11 protein-coding genes are annotated in these 13,749 nt (G+C 68.8%); 9 read left to right on the top strand and 2 right to left on the bottom strand.

Annotated elements, in window-relative coordinates; genetic code table 11:
• Positions 1 to 95: 95 nt before the first annotated feature.
• The 6 genes from ACWCRB_RS04860 to ACWCRB_RS04835 all read left to right on the top strand — a co-directional run bounded on the left by ACWCRB_RS04860 (position 96) and on the right by ACWCRB_RS04835 (position 8,281).
• Positions 96 to 1,058, top strand: coding sequence for an ABC transporter permease (locus tag ACWCRB_RS04860; protein WP_450994658.1), 963 nt, complete (start codon positions 96 to 98; stop codon positions 1,056 to 1,058).
• Positions 1,055 to 1,972: an ABC transporter permease gene (locus ACWCRB_RS04855; RefSeq protein WP_450994657.1), complete on the top strand. Its 918-nt coding sequence runs from the start codon at positions 1,055 to 1,057 to the stop codon at positions 1,970 to 1,972. The genes ACWCRB_RS04860 and ACWCRB_RS04855 overlap by 4 nt, the downstream gene beginning before the upstream one ends.
• Positions 1,973 to 2,045: 73 nt before the next feature.
• Positions 2,046 to 3,626, top strand: a complete 1,581-nt coding sequence (locus ACWCRB_RS04850; protein WP_450994656.1) for an ABC transporter substrate-binding protein — start codon at positions 2,046 to 2,048, stop codon at positions 3,624 to 3,626.
• 10 nt (positions 3,627 to 3,636) lie between these two features.
• Positions 3,637 to 5,526: a dipeptide ABC transporter ATP-binding protein gene (locus ACWCRB_RS04845; protein WP_450994655.1), complete on the top strand. Its 1,890-nt coding sequence runs from the start codon at positions 3,637 to 3,639 to the stop codon at positions 5,524 to 5,526.
• The gene (locus ACWCRB_RS04840; RefSeq protein WP_450994654.1) at positions 5,523 to 7,019 is read left to right on the top strand and encodes an amidase; all 1,497 of its coding nucleotides are present in this window, start codon (positions 5,523 to 5,525) and stop codon (positions 7,017 to 7,019) included. The genes ACWCRB_RS04845 and ACWCRB_RS04840 overlap by 4 nt, the downstream gene beginning before the upstream one ends.
• Entirely contained in the window at positions 7,016 to 8,281 is a 1,266-nt protein-coding gene (locus ACWCRB_RS04835; RefSeq protein WP_450994653.1) for an amidohydrolase family protein, read from the top strand. Before ACWCRB_RS04840 ends, ACWCRB_RS04835 begins: the two co-directional genes overlap by 4 nt.
• An 84-nt stretch (positions 8,282 to 8,365) precedes the next feature.
• Here ACWCRB_RS04835 and ACWCRB_RS04830 read toward each other — a convergent pair whose 3' ends face one another.
• A complete protein-coding gene (locus tag ACWCRB_RS04830; protein WP_450994652.1) occupies positions 8,366 to 9,937 on the bottom strand; it encodes a zinc-ribbon domain-containing protein in 1,572 nt (523 codons plus the stop codon).
• Between the two features lie 261 nt (positions 9,938 to 10,198).
• Between ACWCRB_RS04830 and ACWCRB_RS04825 the strand changes: the two genes are divergently transcribed.
• Positions 10,199 to 11,665, top strand: a complete 1,467-nt coding sequence (locus tag ACWCRB_RS04825) for a substrate-binding protein (RefSeq protein ID WP_450994651.1) — start codon at positions 10,199 to 10,201, stop codon at positions 11,663 to 11,665.
• Here the strand turns inward: ACWCRB_RS04825 and ACWCRB_RS04820 are convergent.
• Complete coding sequence (locus ACWCRB_RS04820; protein WP_450994650.1) at positions 11,637 to 12,080, bottom strand: MarR family winged helix-turn-helix transcriptional regulator; 444 nt, start codon at positions 12,078 to 12,080, stop codon at positions 11,637 to 11,639. The two genes, ACWCRB_RS04825 and ACWCRB_RS04820, sit on opposite strands and share 29 nt — an antisense overlap.
• Before the next feature lie 40 nt (positions 12,081 to 12,120).
• Here ACWCRB_RS04820 and ACWCRB_RS04815 point away from each other — a divergent pair, with 40 nt between their 5' ends.
• Both ACWCRB_RS04815 and ACWCRB_RS04810 read left to right on the top strand, forming a co-directional pair.
• Positions 12,121 to 13,200 (top strand): ABC transporter substrate-binding protein, encoded by a 1,080-nt coding sequence (locus ACWCRB_RS04815; protein WP_450994649.1) that lies wholly within the window; start codon positions 12,121 to 12,123, stop codon positions 13,198 to 13,200.
• Between the two features lie 101 nt (positions 13,201 to 13,301).
• Positions 13,302 to 13,649: an ArsR/SmtB family transcription factor gene (locus ACWCRB_RS04810; RefSeq protein ID WP_450994648.1), complete on the top strand. Its 348-nt coding sequence runs from the start codon at positions 13,302 to 13,304 to the stop codon at positions 13,647 to 13,649.
• Positions 13,650 to 13,749: the final 100 nt, after the last annotated feature.

Raw genomic sequence — 13,749 nt, 5'->3', positions numbered from 1 at the left:
ACGGATCCCGACCGGGAGGCCTTGGGGTGCAACACGTAACCGGACTCGGCCCACCCAACCGCCCCCTCCTGACTGCGAGGTTGGCGAAGCGGGCGGTGAGCCTGCCACCACTGATTCCGTTCATCGCCCGAAGGGTCCTTCGAGGGCTCGCCGTCCTGCTCGTGCTGTCGATCGTCGCGTTCGGACTTGTCCGGCTGCTTCCGGGAAACCCGGCGGACGTCCTGGCCGGGCCGTACTCCGACGCGGCGACCCGGGCACGGCTGGCTGAGGATCTCGGGCTCAACCGTTCGGTGACCGAGCAGTACCTGTTGTGGCTCGGCAGGCTGTTCCACGGGGACTTCGGACTGTCGGTCTACAACGGCCTGCCGGTCCTCGACCTCATCAAGGAACGACTGCCGAACACCCTGCAACTCGCCCTGGCCGCCACGGTGGTGTCGGTTCTGTGGGGCGTCCCCGCAGGAGTGCTGGCGGCCCTTCGCCAGGGCCGTCTCATCGACCGGCTGGCCCGTGGATCGGCCTTCCTCGGGCTGGCGACGCCGGTGTTCGTCTTCGGCCTCTGCCTGATACTCGCGGCCTCGTACGTCGTACCGACCTGGCCGGCCGTCGGGTTCGTGCCCTTCTCGGACGACCCGGTGCGGAACCTGCAGAGCGTTGTCCTCCCCGCGCTCGCCCTGGGACTTCCGCTCGGCTCGACGCTGTGCCGGTTCATGCGCGCCTCGATGATCGAGGTCTATGAGCAGGACTACATGCGCACCGCTCTGGCGACCGGGGCGACGCGCTGGGAGGCGACGCTCAGGCACGGCCTGCGGAACGCGTCGGGGCCGGTGGTCACGGTGGCCGGACTGCAACTGGCCGGCCTGGTGGGCAACTCCATCCTGATCGAGAACGTCTTCGCGATCCCGGGCATCGGCCAGCTCACCGTCAACTCGCTGCTGCAGAAGGACTATGCGGTCACCCAGGCCTGCATCCTGCTGCTTGGCCTGACCTACATCGTGATGAACCTCGTGGTGGACCTGATCCACCGTCTGATCGATCCCAAGGTGGGTGAATCCCGATGAGTGAGTTGCCGGTGCTGTCCGACGCGTCCGCGGACCGGAAGGAATCCGCAGCGGAAGCAGTCGACGCCGTGGACACGGTCGAGGGATCCGCTGTTCGCCTCCGGTGGCGGAGGTTCCGGCCGGGCGTCGGGGTCACTGCCGGTCTCGGCATCCTGGTCGTGCTGTTCGCCATGGCGTACGTGGCGCCCCTGATCCGGCCGTTCTCCGCGAACGAGGTGGCCGGAGCGCCCTTCGCGGCTCCCGACGGGACCCACTGGCTGGGCACCGACGACCTGGGCCGGGACTATTTCGTCCGGCTGTGCGTCGCCGGGCGCACCTCGCTGTCGATCGCCCTGGCGGGTTCGGTGCTGGCGCTGGTGGCCGGTTCGGCCGTCGGGTTCGCGGCGGGCGTCGGCGGTCGCTGGCTGGACACCGTACTGATGGGCGGGGTCGACCTGATGCTGTCGTTCCCTTCGCTCCTGCTCGGGCTTGCCGCGGTGACCGTCTTCTCGCCCTCGACGACGACCCTGATCGCGGTGCTGTCGTTCGTGTCGCTACCGCACTTCACCCGGATCGTCCGGGCGCGCTGCCTCGAAGTCCGCGAGCTGGAGTTCGTGCTCTCCGCGCGGATCTCCGGAGTGCGGTCCTCCACGATCGTCCTGAAGCATCTCCTCCCCAACGTCCTTCCTCTGATGATGGTCCAACTCGCCAACTCGGCGGCCATCGTCATCCTGCTGGAGTCGGCGCTCAGCTACCTCGGCCTCGGAGTCCAACCGCCGACCCCGAGCTGGGGCCGGATGATCGCCGAGGCGCAGAACTACCTCACGGACTCCCCATGGCTGGTCCTCGGCGCCGGAGGGGCCCTGCTGCTGTCCTCCGTCGGCTGGGGACTCATCGGCGAGGGCTTCGCGGTCTCACGCCGCTCCGTCGTCTGACCCTCGCCGCACCCGCGCGCAGACAGAGATCGACCGTTCCTTCCCCCAGGCCCGGAAAGAAAGAGGCCTCACCATGACATCACTCAAGCCGGTCAGGAGACTGGCGCTCACCCTGGCGGCGATCACCGCCGCTTCCATGGCCCTCTCGGGCTGCGGAGGCGGTGGGCAGACGCAGTCCGGTACGGGAAGCGGCAAGCCGCACCGTGGCGGCACCCTCGTCGTCGCTGACGAGAGCCAGCCGCTGAGCGGGCTGGACCCCATCCTTGCCCAGGCGTTCGACGCGAAACGCATGGCCGCACAGTTCTACGAAGGCCTCCTCTCACTGGGACCCGACGGCAGCACCCTCAAGCCGGCATTGGCGACCTCGTGGAAGCAGTCGACGCCGACCAGCTACGAGTTCACGCTGCGCAGCAACGTCACCTTTCACGACGGTCAGGCGCTCAAGGCGAGTGACGTCGCATTCAGCCTCAAGCGGATCGCCGATCCCACGGTGCACTCGCCGTACGCGGCGCTCTACAACATCAAGGACGTGACCGCGCCGAGCGCGGACAAGGTCGTGGTGACGCTGGCCCAGCCGCAGTCGTCCCTGCTGCACCTGCTCGCCCAGCCGTGGAGTGCCGGCATCGTCAGCGAACAGTGGGTCAAGTCCCATTCGGCCGACGACCTCAAGACGCAGGAGAACGGGACGGGTCCGTACAAGCTCGCGGAGTTCCGGGAAGGCTCCCTCATCAAGACCGTCCGGTTCGACGGTTACTGGGACAAGCCGAAGCCGTACATCGACCAGATCGAGTACCGGGTCATACCCGACGAGGCCACCAGGGTGCAGGCCCTGCAGTCGGGCACCGTGGACACGACCCAGGTCAGCCTGCCGAAGAACGCGGCCTCGCTCAAGCAGCGCAGGTTCAGCGTGGGCGACGGATACAACGTCGGCGCCTACTGGCTCGGCCTGAACACCCTGGACGGCCCGCTGGCCGACGAGAAGGTGCGGCAGGCGATCAGTCTCGGCATCGACCGGGACCAGCTGATCAGCATCGGGGCGCAGGGAGCCGGCGTCGTCTCCGGGGTCGTCCCGGCCGGGGACCCGGTCCTGTCCGGCGAGAAGGCCGACCTGCCCAACACCCAGTACGACCCGGCCAAGGCGAAGCAGCTCCTCGCCGAATCGGGGGCGGGCAGCGTGAAGCTCAAACTGGCGATCCGGTCGAACCGGCCGGACAAGCTCGCCACCGCGCAGCTCATCAAGGAACAGCTGTCGAAGATCGGCGTGACGGTGGACATCGCCCAGGTCCCCTTCGAGCAGCTGATCAGCAACCTGCTGTCGGGCGACTGGGACGCCGACATGATGCAGCTGACGTCCTCCCTCAACGCCGACGCCAGTCAATACCTGAGCCTGTGGTTCGAGAAGAACGGCAAGACGACGAAGGTCGACGACCCGGAACTCTGGCAGCGGATGTCGGACGCCATCCACAAGGCCGACAGCGACCAGGACCGCAGCAAGATGTACGAGGAACTGAACCAGTACGTGGCGGAGCGGGCGTACATGCTCGTCCCGTACGCCGCACCCACGGTGTACGACGTCTGGTCCAGCAAGCTGGCGGGCTTCGAGACCGAGGCATCCAGTACGCGCATGTTCTTCAAGAACGCGTGGATCGCATGACGGAGCGACGATGAACGCCACGGTGGTGGACGGCACGGGGAAGACGGAGAACGACGACGAGTCCCGCGCGGAAGCCGTACTGCGATTCCGTGACTTCGGAGTCCGGTACGGTACGGCGCCGGCCAGCGTCCGCGGGGTCGACCTGACGGTGCGGGCCGGAGAGATCGTCGGCCTGATCGGCGAGAGTGGGAGCGGCAAGACCTCCGTGGCGATGGCCTGCCTCGGACTGCTGCCGAAGCAGGCACAGGTGACCGCCGAACTGTTCGAGGTGTGCGGCACCGACCTGTCGGCCGCGGACGACAAGGCGCTCATGCGGCTGCGCGGCGGCGAGGTCGCGATGGTCTTCCAGGACGCCATGGGAGCGCTGGACCCGAGCATGCGGGTCGGCCGGCAGATCGGTGAGGTGCTGACGCGGCACCGTGGCCTGAAGGGAGACGCACGGCGGCAGGCGGTGGTCGAGCTGCTGCGCCGGGTGCGTGTGCCGGAACCGGAGCGCAGGGCACGCCAGTATCCGCACCAGCTCTCCGGCGGACTGCGACAGCGCGTGGCCATGGCGCTCGCACTGGCCGGCGAACCACGGCTGCTCCTGGCCGACGAACCGACGACAGCGCTGGACGTCACGGTGCAGGCCGAGATCCTGGGGCTGCTGCGGACGATCCGCGACGAGTTCGGGGTCGCGATCCTGCTGATCTCGCACGACATCGGCGTGATCGCACAGACCGCGGACCGGGTTGCGGTCATGAGGGACGGCGAGATCGTCGAGACCGGCAGCGCGGAGGACGTACTGCTGCGTCCGGCTTCGGAGTACACGAAGATGCTGCTCGGCTCGGTGCCCACTCTGGGCAAACGGGTCCGGCCCGAGTCCGTGAACGGGCCGGACGGGAGCGCAACTCCCCAGGGGACGGCCGATACGGACGGCTCCGCACTCTTCGTGGCGGACGGGTTGAGCCGCGGTTTCCGCTCGAACGGCCATACCGTGCATGCGCTCAGGGACGTCTCGCTGAGCGTCGGCAGGGGCGAAGTACTGGGCGTCGTCGGTGAATCCGGCTCGGGCAAGAGCACCCTCGCCAAGATGCTGGTCCGGCTGGACCAACCGACCTCGGGACGGCTGGAGAAGGACGGTACCGACTACAGCGGGCTCCGGGGCAAGCGGCTGAGGGCTTTCCGGCGTGCCGTGCAGATGGTGTTCCAGCACCCGTCGGGTTCGCTCAACCCGAAGCTGCGGGTGGCCACTTCAGTGCGCGAGCCACTGGCCACGAGCGGCGTGACGGGCGCAGAGGCACGTCGGCGGATCGACGAAGTGCTGGCCGAGGTCGGCCTGCCGCCGGAGGCCGCGGGCCGGCTGCCGCACGAGTTCTCCGGCGGTCAGAAGCAGCGCATCGCCATCGCACGCGCGGTCGCCGCCCGCCCGGAGGTCGTGGTCCTCGACGAGCCGACCTCGGCGCTGGACGTCTCCGTGCAGGCACAGGTGCTGGATCTGCTGCTCAGGATCCAGCGGGCGGAGGACCTGACCTACGTCTTCATCTCCCACGACCTCGCGGTGGTCCAGGCCGTCTCGGACCGGGTGCTGGTGATGTACGCGGGCCGGGTCGTGGAGATCGCGGAGGCGCAAGCGCTCTTCGCCTCGCCGGCGCACTGGTACACCAGGGCGCTGCTGGACGCCGTCCCGTCCGCCGACCCGCGCGACCGGCCCGAGTCCGGCGCGACGAGCCCGGCGGACGAGGCACCGCACGAGAAGCGGGCGGAAACCGAAGGGTGCGCGTTCGCCCCCAGGTGTTCCAAGGCCGCATCCCGTTGCTGGGCGGAGGTTCCGGAGCTGTCCACGGTTCGGGCGGGGCACGCCGCGGCCTGTCACTTCCCCGCAGACGCCCAAACCGCGGACGAGGAGGTACGTGCATGAAGGTCCCGGCCACCATGGACGCCGTGGCCCAGGCGGACCTGGTCCGGCGGGGTGAGGCGTCACCGAGAGAGCTGGTCGAGGCCGCCATCGAGCGCGTCGAAGCGACCGATCCGCAGATCAACGCCATCACTCACCGACGGTACGAGCAGGCGCTCGCCGAGGCGGACCGCATCCGCGAGGACGCCCCGTTCGCGGGTGTGCCCACGCTGGTGAAGGCGCTCAACGACAGCAAGGGCGACCCGGCGAACTACGGGTCCGCGTGGGTGGCCCGGCACCGCCGCGTCGCCAGGGAGGACGCCGTCATCAACCGACGGCTCAGGGCAGCCGGCTTCGTGGTCGTCGGCCAGACCTCGACCCCGGAATTCGGCCTGCTCTCGGTCAGCGAGAGCAGCGTCCACGGCGTCACGCGGAATCCCTGGCGTACGGATCTGACGTCCGGTGGCTCCTCGGGCGGCGCGTCGGCCTCGGTTGCCGCGGGCATGGTGCCCGTGGCGCAGGGAGGCGACGGCGGCGGTTCGATCCGGATGCCGGCCGCGTTCTGCCATCTGGTCGGCCTGAAGCCGAGCCTCGGGCGGATCAGCGCGGGCCCGGGCAGGCCCGACCGGTGGGGACACAGCGTTCCGGCGGTGGTCACCCGGACCGTACGGGACACCGCGGCGGTGCTCGACGCGGTGAGCGGCGGTGCGCCGGGCGACCGGGGCGGCCCCGCCCCTCTTCCGCCGGGCGGCCTGGCGGCGATGGTCGGCCGTGACCCTGGGCGGCTCCGGATCGGTGTCCTCGCCCGGACGCCCGACCACGCCCCGCAGGTCGTGAAGCCCGTACGGGACGCTGTGCTGGACACCGCCCGGATACTCGAAAGGCTCGGACACGAGGTCGAGGAGGCCCATCCCGAACCGATGCTGGATCCGATGTGCCTGAAGGCGCTCTTCGACGCGCTCAGCGTCACCGCGGTCCAGACCGTCGAGACGCTGAGCGCGGAACTCGGTGAGCGACCCGGCCCGGACGACCTCGACTCCGTCACCCGGTTCTGGCTGCGGCGTGGGCGGGAGATCACGGGACTGGAGCTCGCCGACGCCTTCGTCTGGCAGGAGCGGCTGCGCGCTTCCATGGCGGACTGGTGGCAGGAGTTCGACCTGCTGCTGAGCCCGGTGTTCGCCACGCCACCGAAGCCGGTGGGCTGGCCGTGGCAGGAAGTCGACGGCCTACAGAAGTCGGTCGACGTACTCACCTTCACCGCGCCGTTCAACACGACCGGGCAACCCGCGATCGCGGTGCCCGCGACGCTGACCGAGTCCGGCGAGCCCATCGGAATCCAGCTCGCGGCGGCCTATGGGCGGGAGGACCTGCTGGTCTCCGTCGCGGCGCAGCTGGAGGTGGAGCGCCCCTGGGCCGCGCTGCGACCGCCGGTGTTCGCAGACAGGTCGGCGAACGAGTCGGGGAACGGACCGGAATCTATGACACCGCGCCTCTCGCGGGACAGGAGTAGGACATGACCGAGAACCGCGACCATCGATCACCAGGCCCCACTGTGTTCACCAACGCCCGCCTGATCGACGGGACCGGCGCCGCCCCCGTCGAGTCGGTGGCCGTCGTGGTGGAGGACGGCAGGTTCACCTATGTCGGTCCGCAGGCCTCGAAGCCGGAGACCGACTCCGCGACGGTCATCGATCTCGCTGGACGTACGCTGCTGCCGGGTTTCTTCGACTGCCATGTGCACTTCCTCATGGACAGCAACGCCGATTTCAGAGGACGGCTGCTGACCAACCGGCCGACGGTCACCGTCTTCGAGCGGGCGCGGCGCATGCGCGAGACGCTGCATGCCGGCATCACGACGGCACGGGACCTCGGCGGCATCGATGCCGGCTATCGGGACGCGGTCGCGCAGGGCCTGATCGAGGGGCCTCGACTGCACGTCGCGGTGCGGCTGATGAGTCACACCGGCGGACACGCCGACTTCAGTCTGCCGAGCGGCTTCGACCCGTCGGCGGCCCTCCCCGAGCCCTTCAGCGAACTGGCGGACGACCCGGTCCAGGTCCGGCTGGCGACGAGGAGGTTGCTCCACGACGGTGCCGACGTCCTCAAGATCTGCGCGACGGGTGGCGTGAACAGCCCGAGCGACCAGCCCGAGGACGAGGGCCTGACCGTGGAGGAGATAGCGGCGGTCGTGGACGAGACCCGACGCCATCGCGGCCGGCCCGTCGCCGCACACGCGCAGGGCACGCAGGGCATCAAGAACGCCCTGCGCGGAGGCGTGTCCAGCATCGAACACGGCTATCTCATCGACGACGAGGGCATCGATCTCATGCTGGAGAAGGGCGCGTTCGTCGTACCGACTCTGTCGACCTTCCACATGGGGCGGGAACGCTACACAGCCGAGGCGTACGAGAAGAAGATGCGCATGGCCGACGCCGCCATCGAGCGGCTGAGCGAGGCGGTCCGGCGCGGAGTGAAGGTGGCCCTCGGCACCGACGCGGGCGCCGTCCCGCACGCCCAAAACCTCCAAGAACTCGGCCACATGGTGAAACTGGGCATGTCGCCGCTGGACGTCATCCGCGCCGGAACGCTGAACGCCGCTCAGCTGATGGGGCTGGACGAGACCCTCGGCACCATCGAACCCGGCAAGACCGCCGACCTCGTCGTGTGCGACGGCGATCCGGTCGCCGACGTCGACGTACTCGGCGACCCGGCGAACGTGGTGCTGGTCATGCAGGAAGGCCGCCTGGCCAAGTGCACACTGACCGGGGCCGCCGGGTAGTGGATGTGTGGCGCAGAGGACATCGGCCCGGCGCCGGGCGAGGCCGATCGCCCGCGGCCGGAGAGACGGCGATCGCCACGGTCGTCACTGGGCGCGGTCCGGATGCCTCACCTGGCCCTTGATGCTCTTCCGGTCGCGGGCACGAATACGAAGGTCCGCCAGGATCTGCTCTGCGCGGTCAGCTGCCCGCGGACCCGGTAGCCGGCGATAGTCCTCGACTGCGGAGTGGGGGATGACCGCGAGACCGACAAGGTGTTCCAGCACGATGCGGGCTGCCGTCTCCGGGGCGGCCTGGAAGGGCACGACAACATCGTGAACAGGATCAAGGCGCTCAAGGGGATGCTCCCGGATGCGGACCACGTGCCTGACGACAGTCCGAAGCCGACGCGACTTCTCCGCGTCGGTCTCTTCTGTGCTCTCGTGCCAGTAGGAACCGTCGAACTCGAGGACCAGTGACAGCGAGGGGATGTAGATGTCCACCCGCTCGACGCGCTCTCCCGTCCGGATGATGTGGCGGCCGAAGTCCACGTCGAGCACTGTGCCGAGTTCAGCGGCGATCCTGATTTCCTGGGCGGATGTGCCGGGCAGGTTGCAGTCCGGGCAGCCAGTGCCGTTGAGAGTCCGGTTGAGAACCTTCGCCGGCCAGGTGTGCTCGTCAGGACTGACCGGACAGATCCAGTGCACCTCCCTATTGCTGGCCAGGGTCAACTCGGCAGCGCTGATGCCGGACTTTTCGGCATCCAGTTGAGCCGCCAGGTCCGGCCGCAGGGCAAGCAGGCTGGTGGTTTCCGAAGCCTCGTGACCAGCGCAGAACCGGCAGCCTTGACCCGCGACGCGCTTGTGGACACGCGCCCGCCAGCGATGATCTTCTCCTCCGGGGCACTTCCAGTGGACCTTGCGACTGGAGCCGACGGAGACCGTCCAGGGAGTCAGCGAACCGTTGCGGTCGCCGTCCCACTGTTCCACCAGGTCCGGACGGAGGTCACCGAGCCGATTGGCTTCCCAGACTCGGGCACCGCTGCAGTAGGGACACCCGGAGTTCTTCCCGACCCGATTGTTCGGGCTCGCTGCCCAACGGTGGGAGGGGATCGTCGAGCACTTCCAGACGTATCGCCGGTTGTCCTGGGAGAAGATCTCCTCGGGAGTCGTGCCGTTGACCGGGCTCAGGAACTCCCCGGCGACCAAGGGTGCAACGGAGGCAAGCGATCGCTCGGGCGACAGACGTTTCCCCGCACAGTACGGACAGCCTTGTTTCTGGCCCGGGTTCGTCCGACTGTTTACCAGCATGGGATAGTCCGGGTGCCCGAACGGCCTCGGGCACCTCCACCATGCCTCGGTCTTCGCTCCGTAGAGGACTTCACTGGCGGTGAAGCCGGATCGCTCCACGTCGAGCTCTGCGGCTGTCTCCGGGAAGCGGCCCTCCAGGCTCCTCTCGAAGGGGACCTCATCACCGAGGCGTTTCCCTCGGCAGTAACGGCAGCCTGAGGGCCTTGTCGGCTTTGTCCTGTTGTTCGGCGTCGCGTCCCAGGCGTGCTCGGGATTCTTCCCGCACTGCCACCAGACCTTCTCCCTCCCGCTGTAGGGAACGGTGTCCGGCGTCAGTGACTCGTTGAGTGTGGGGTGGAACTCCGCTGCGACGGGGTGCTCGCTGAGCATGCGGCCACCCTTGGCCGCCGGTGCGCTTCCGGTTTCCATCAGCTGTCCTCGCCCGATCCGCTCCAACACCTCGATCCAACAGCGAGGATGCGTGGGAGACTAGGACGTGACGGGCGGGACACACGTCGGAAATAACCCCCTCATACATTTCCATACGGAAATACCGATGTGGGGTGTCGCTATGGTGGCGGTTGGCTGAAAGGGAGCGCCCTCGCCAACGCCGAGCGCTCCGACATCCGCTCCGGGTGATGAGGTGACGTGATGGCTGCACTGGTGCTGCCCGCCGAGGAATGGACCGCCGCCCCGCCGCTCGCGACGTTCGGCCTCTTCGGAGCGGGCACGGGTGCAGGCTGGGTGTTCGACGCCGTGTGCGACCGCGTCGCCGTGGGCGCGGCGGTGAGTATGCGTGCCCCGCTCGGCGGTCCGGTCGCCGACGTGGCGGAGATCATCGGCCGGATCACGAAGGTGCGCCCGCCCTCGCCGGGACGCGGCCAGATCCGCCGCACCGGCGGTGACGGCGGCCGCATCGAGATTCTGCACGACCAGCCCTGGCGGGGACGTATCAAATTGCGCTTCGACCCCGAGCGCGGCGGGACGAGAGTGCGGCTGTTCGCCGAGCTCGACGAGTCCGGCCTTGAGTGGTTGATGCGCCGCCGCGGGTTCCCGACCGGTCGCGCCACCTCCCCGAATCCGAGACTCGGCCTGCTGACCAGCAAGTCCGGCCTGGGGAGCCTGTTCGCCGCCGCGGCAGACCACATGGCGACGCTCGCCGTGGAGGAGATCAACGCGGAGGGCGGTGTACAGGGCCGCCCGGTGGAGCTGATGGTCGGGGACGACGCCACGGACCCCGCTGTCGGCGTCGCCGAGGCCTGGCGGCTGGTGAGGGCCGGCTGTCGCACGATCCTGGTCTGTACGACCTCGGCCACCTTTTTCGCGGTCTCCGAGGCGCTCGCCAAGACCGAGGTGCTCGTGATGCACACCGTGATGAACGAGGGCGGCGGCACCGGTCCGCTGCGCGTTCAGCTCGGTGAGCGGCCGGACGACCAGCTTGCCGCCGCCGCGAAGCCGCTTATGCGGGCGGCCGGCGGAAGACGCTGGTTCCTGGCCGGCAACGACTACTGCTGGCCTCGCAGCATGCACGCGGCGGCGCGGCGGGTCCTGGCCGGCTCCGGTGCTCAGGTGGCCGGTGAGCGGTTCGCCGCGCTGGGTACGCGTGACTTCACCCCGCTCATCGACGCGGTGACCGCCTCGGGCGCGGACATCGTGCTGTCCACGTTCGTGGGCGCGGACGCCGTGGCCTTCGAGCGGCAGTGCCACGCGATGGGGCTGCGGGACCAGTGCGTCACCCTGGCCCCCGCCCTGGACGAGTCCATCCTGGCGCACGTGGGAGCCGACGCCGCGCCCGGCCTCTACACGGTCTCCGGCTATGTCGAGCAGATAGCGACGGCGGGCAACGCCGGCCTCCTGCGCCGATACCGGGACACTTTCGGTCCTTGGGCCCCGCCGGTGTCGACGTTCAGTGAGTCGGTGTTCGGGGCGGTACACATCTGGTGGTCCGCCGCACGGCAGGTCGGCGCGGACGCACCGAAGCTGATCGCCGAGACCATACGTCCGGGGCGCTTCGAACTCCCCCGTGGCACCGTCACTCTCGACGAGAGCGACCAGGTCACGCAGCACATGTACGTCACCGAGGCGACCGCTACGGGGCTGCAGTTGACCGCGTCGTAGCCGCCATGTCGGAAGCGTCCAGCAGATGTGCGAAGGCCGGCAGCGTCGACCTCCTCGCCCCGACGAGCGACGTGGCTCGCGCCAGTCGCTCCCGACCGGTGCGCGACAGGTACACGACCGCTTTGCGGCTGTCGTCCACGTGGGGCTTGCGGTAGGCCAGTCCCGAATCCACCAGCTGGTTGACGAGTCGCGTCGTCGTGGCGTTGGGGATCGTCAGACTCTTCGCGACCTCGCCCATCAGCAGGCCCGGTCGCTTCGCCAGGACGTGCATGATGCGCCACAGGTCGACGGTGAGGCCGTCCTCGGCCAGGATCTCGTTGAGGCCGCGAGTCAGCAGGCGAGCCGCGTTCAGCAGTTGTTCGAGCGCCTCGACCTCGTCCGTGCCCACCGCGAGGTCCGACTGGTCCACAGACATGCCCCTTTCCTCGCACTCACCGAGCGGTAGCATGCCGGTTATGTCGTATGGCGTCAGGCTACTCGACGGCCTGGAAGCCATGATAGAAGGCGCCGACCCCCGTCGACTCCGGCTGGGGCTGGTGCTGCCCATGTCCGGTGTCATCGGGCTGGCGGGGCCCTCTGCCCTGGAAGTTGTCACGCTGGCCGGCCGAGAGCTGCAGAATTCGGCGACGTCCTTCGACCGGGGGCTGGAGTTCGTACTCGTCGACTCGGGTGGACCGCCCCGACGCGTGGCCGAGCGCGTGGCGGACCTTGCCCACAGTCACGCGGTGGACGCTTTTGTCGGCCTGCACACCAGCGACGTCCTGGAGGAGATCGAGTGCGCTCTCGCGCACCATCCTGTGCCCTACGTGTTCACGCCGGGACACGAGGACGCTCGCCGGCTGTCCGGCTTCTACTGCTCCGGTGAGCCGCCTCAGGTGATGGCGGCCGGGCTCGCACGAGTGATCGCCGAACGGCAGGTCAACGAATGGGCGATCGTCGGTACGGACTACGTGTGGCCGCGCGCCATGCGCGACTCGGCGCGCGCGGTCATAGAGGCCGCCGGGGGAAGGGTCGTCCTCGACCGACTGCTGCCCCTCGCCACGGTGCGCCGGGAGATGCCGCGTTTCATGGACGAGCTGGTCCGCAGCCGCGCCCGGGGCGTCATCGTGAACATGCCGGGGCGTGACCTCAGCACCACGCTCCTCGCCATCAGAGCCCGGGGCCTCGACAAGGCCCTGGTCCGCTTCTCCGGCAGCCTTGAGGAGAACGTCCTGTACGCACTGGGTGGCGACCGGTCGGCCAATCTCTACTCGACCTCGCACTCGTTCGAGTCCCTCGAATCACCGCGTCACCAGGAACTCAACGACAAGTACCGCTTCACCTTCGGTGACGAGTCCCCTGTCCTCAACTCGTGGGCGGAACACTGCTACGACGGTGTGCACCTCCTGGCCGGCCTCGAACGAAGCGGCCTTCTGTCCACCACGAGCCTGGACTCCCGGCCCGACAACCCCACCCCCGCGGAGGCGATCAGGCTGCGGCCTCAGTACGAATCCCATCTGGCGGTCGCGGTCGGTATGACCTTCGAAGTGCTGTGACCCAGTGTGCGTTCGCGGAGGAGCACCTCCTCCTGGTCGCGCACCGTGGGCTACGCTTACACATGTCAACCGTCACTGACCAATGGAAAGGGCGATGACAGGTGCCTGCAGACCTGGCCTTCGACGCACTCGCCGATCCGGTACGCCGCCAGATCCTCGGCGTGCTGGCCGAACGCGAGGAGTGCACCGTGGGTGAGCTGGCCGAGCAGATCAACAGCATCGGCCGCACCGGCGTGTCCAGCCACCTACGTGTCCTGCGAGCCGCCGGCCTGGTCACCGAACGCAAGGCCGGCCGCTTCCGCCACTACTCGATCGACTCCTCCGGCCCCGCACGCGACGTCCTCGCCACGCTGCACGCGCTGTTCCAGGGAGCCCTCGCCGACGCCGGGCGCGCGGCCGGGACCGAGGCAGAGGCGGGAACCACCGAACCGGGCATCCGGTCCGCCTGACCGTGTGAGGCGAGGGTCCCGCTCACGCAGGCACCCTTTAACTTAGGCGTTACGTCAACACATATTGACCTATTGGCTCAAGCGAGCCTAGGTTGAGGCC

The sequence above is a fragment of the Streptomyces sp. NPDC002156 genome (genome assembly GCF_053593675.1).
The sequence above is the reverse complement of the archived record's forward strand: the minus strand, read 5'-3'. Positions and strand labels throughout refer to the sequence as shown.

Bases quoted from the DNA above. Each gene is read 5' to 3' on its own strand.
- ACWCRB_RS04855 (WP_450994657.1), top strand. From the start codon at position 1,055: ATGAGTGAGTTGCCGGTGCTGTCCGACGCGTCCGCGGACCGGAAGGAA.
- ACWCRB_RS04850 (WP_450994656.1), top strand. From the start codon at position 2,046: ATGACATCACTCAAGCCGGTCAGGAGACTGGCGCTCACCCTGGCGGCG.
- ACWCRB_RS04845 (WP_450994655.1), top strand. From the start codon at position 3,637: ATGAACGCCACGGTGGTGGACGGCACGGGGAAGACGGAGAACGACGAC.
- ACWCRB_RS04840 (WP_450994654.1), top strand. From the start codon at position 5,523: ATGAAGGTCCCGGCCACCATGGACGCCGTGGCCCAGGCGGACCTGGTC.
- ACWCRB_RS04835 (WP_450994653.1), top strand. From the start codon at position 7,016: ATGACCGAGAACCGCGACCATCGATCACCAGGCCCCACTGTGTTCACC.
- ACWCRB_RS04830 (WP_450994652.1), bottom strand. From the start codon at position 9,937: ATGCTCAGCGAGCACCCCGTCGCAGCGGAGTTCCACCCCACACTCAAC.
- ACWCRB_RS04825 (WP_450994651.1), top strand. From the start codon at position 10,199: ATGGCTGCACTGGTGCTGCCCGCCGAGGAATGGACCGCCGCCCCGCCG.
- ACWCRB_RS04820 (WP_450994650.1), bottom strand. From the start codon at position 12,080: ATGTCTGTGGACCAGTCGGACCTCGCGGTGGGCACGGACGAGGTCGAG.
- ACWCRB_RS04815 (WP_450994649.1), top strand. From the start codon at position 12,121: ATGTCGTATGGCGTCAGGCTACTCGACGGCCTGGAAGCCATGATAGAA.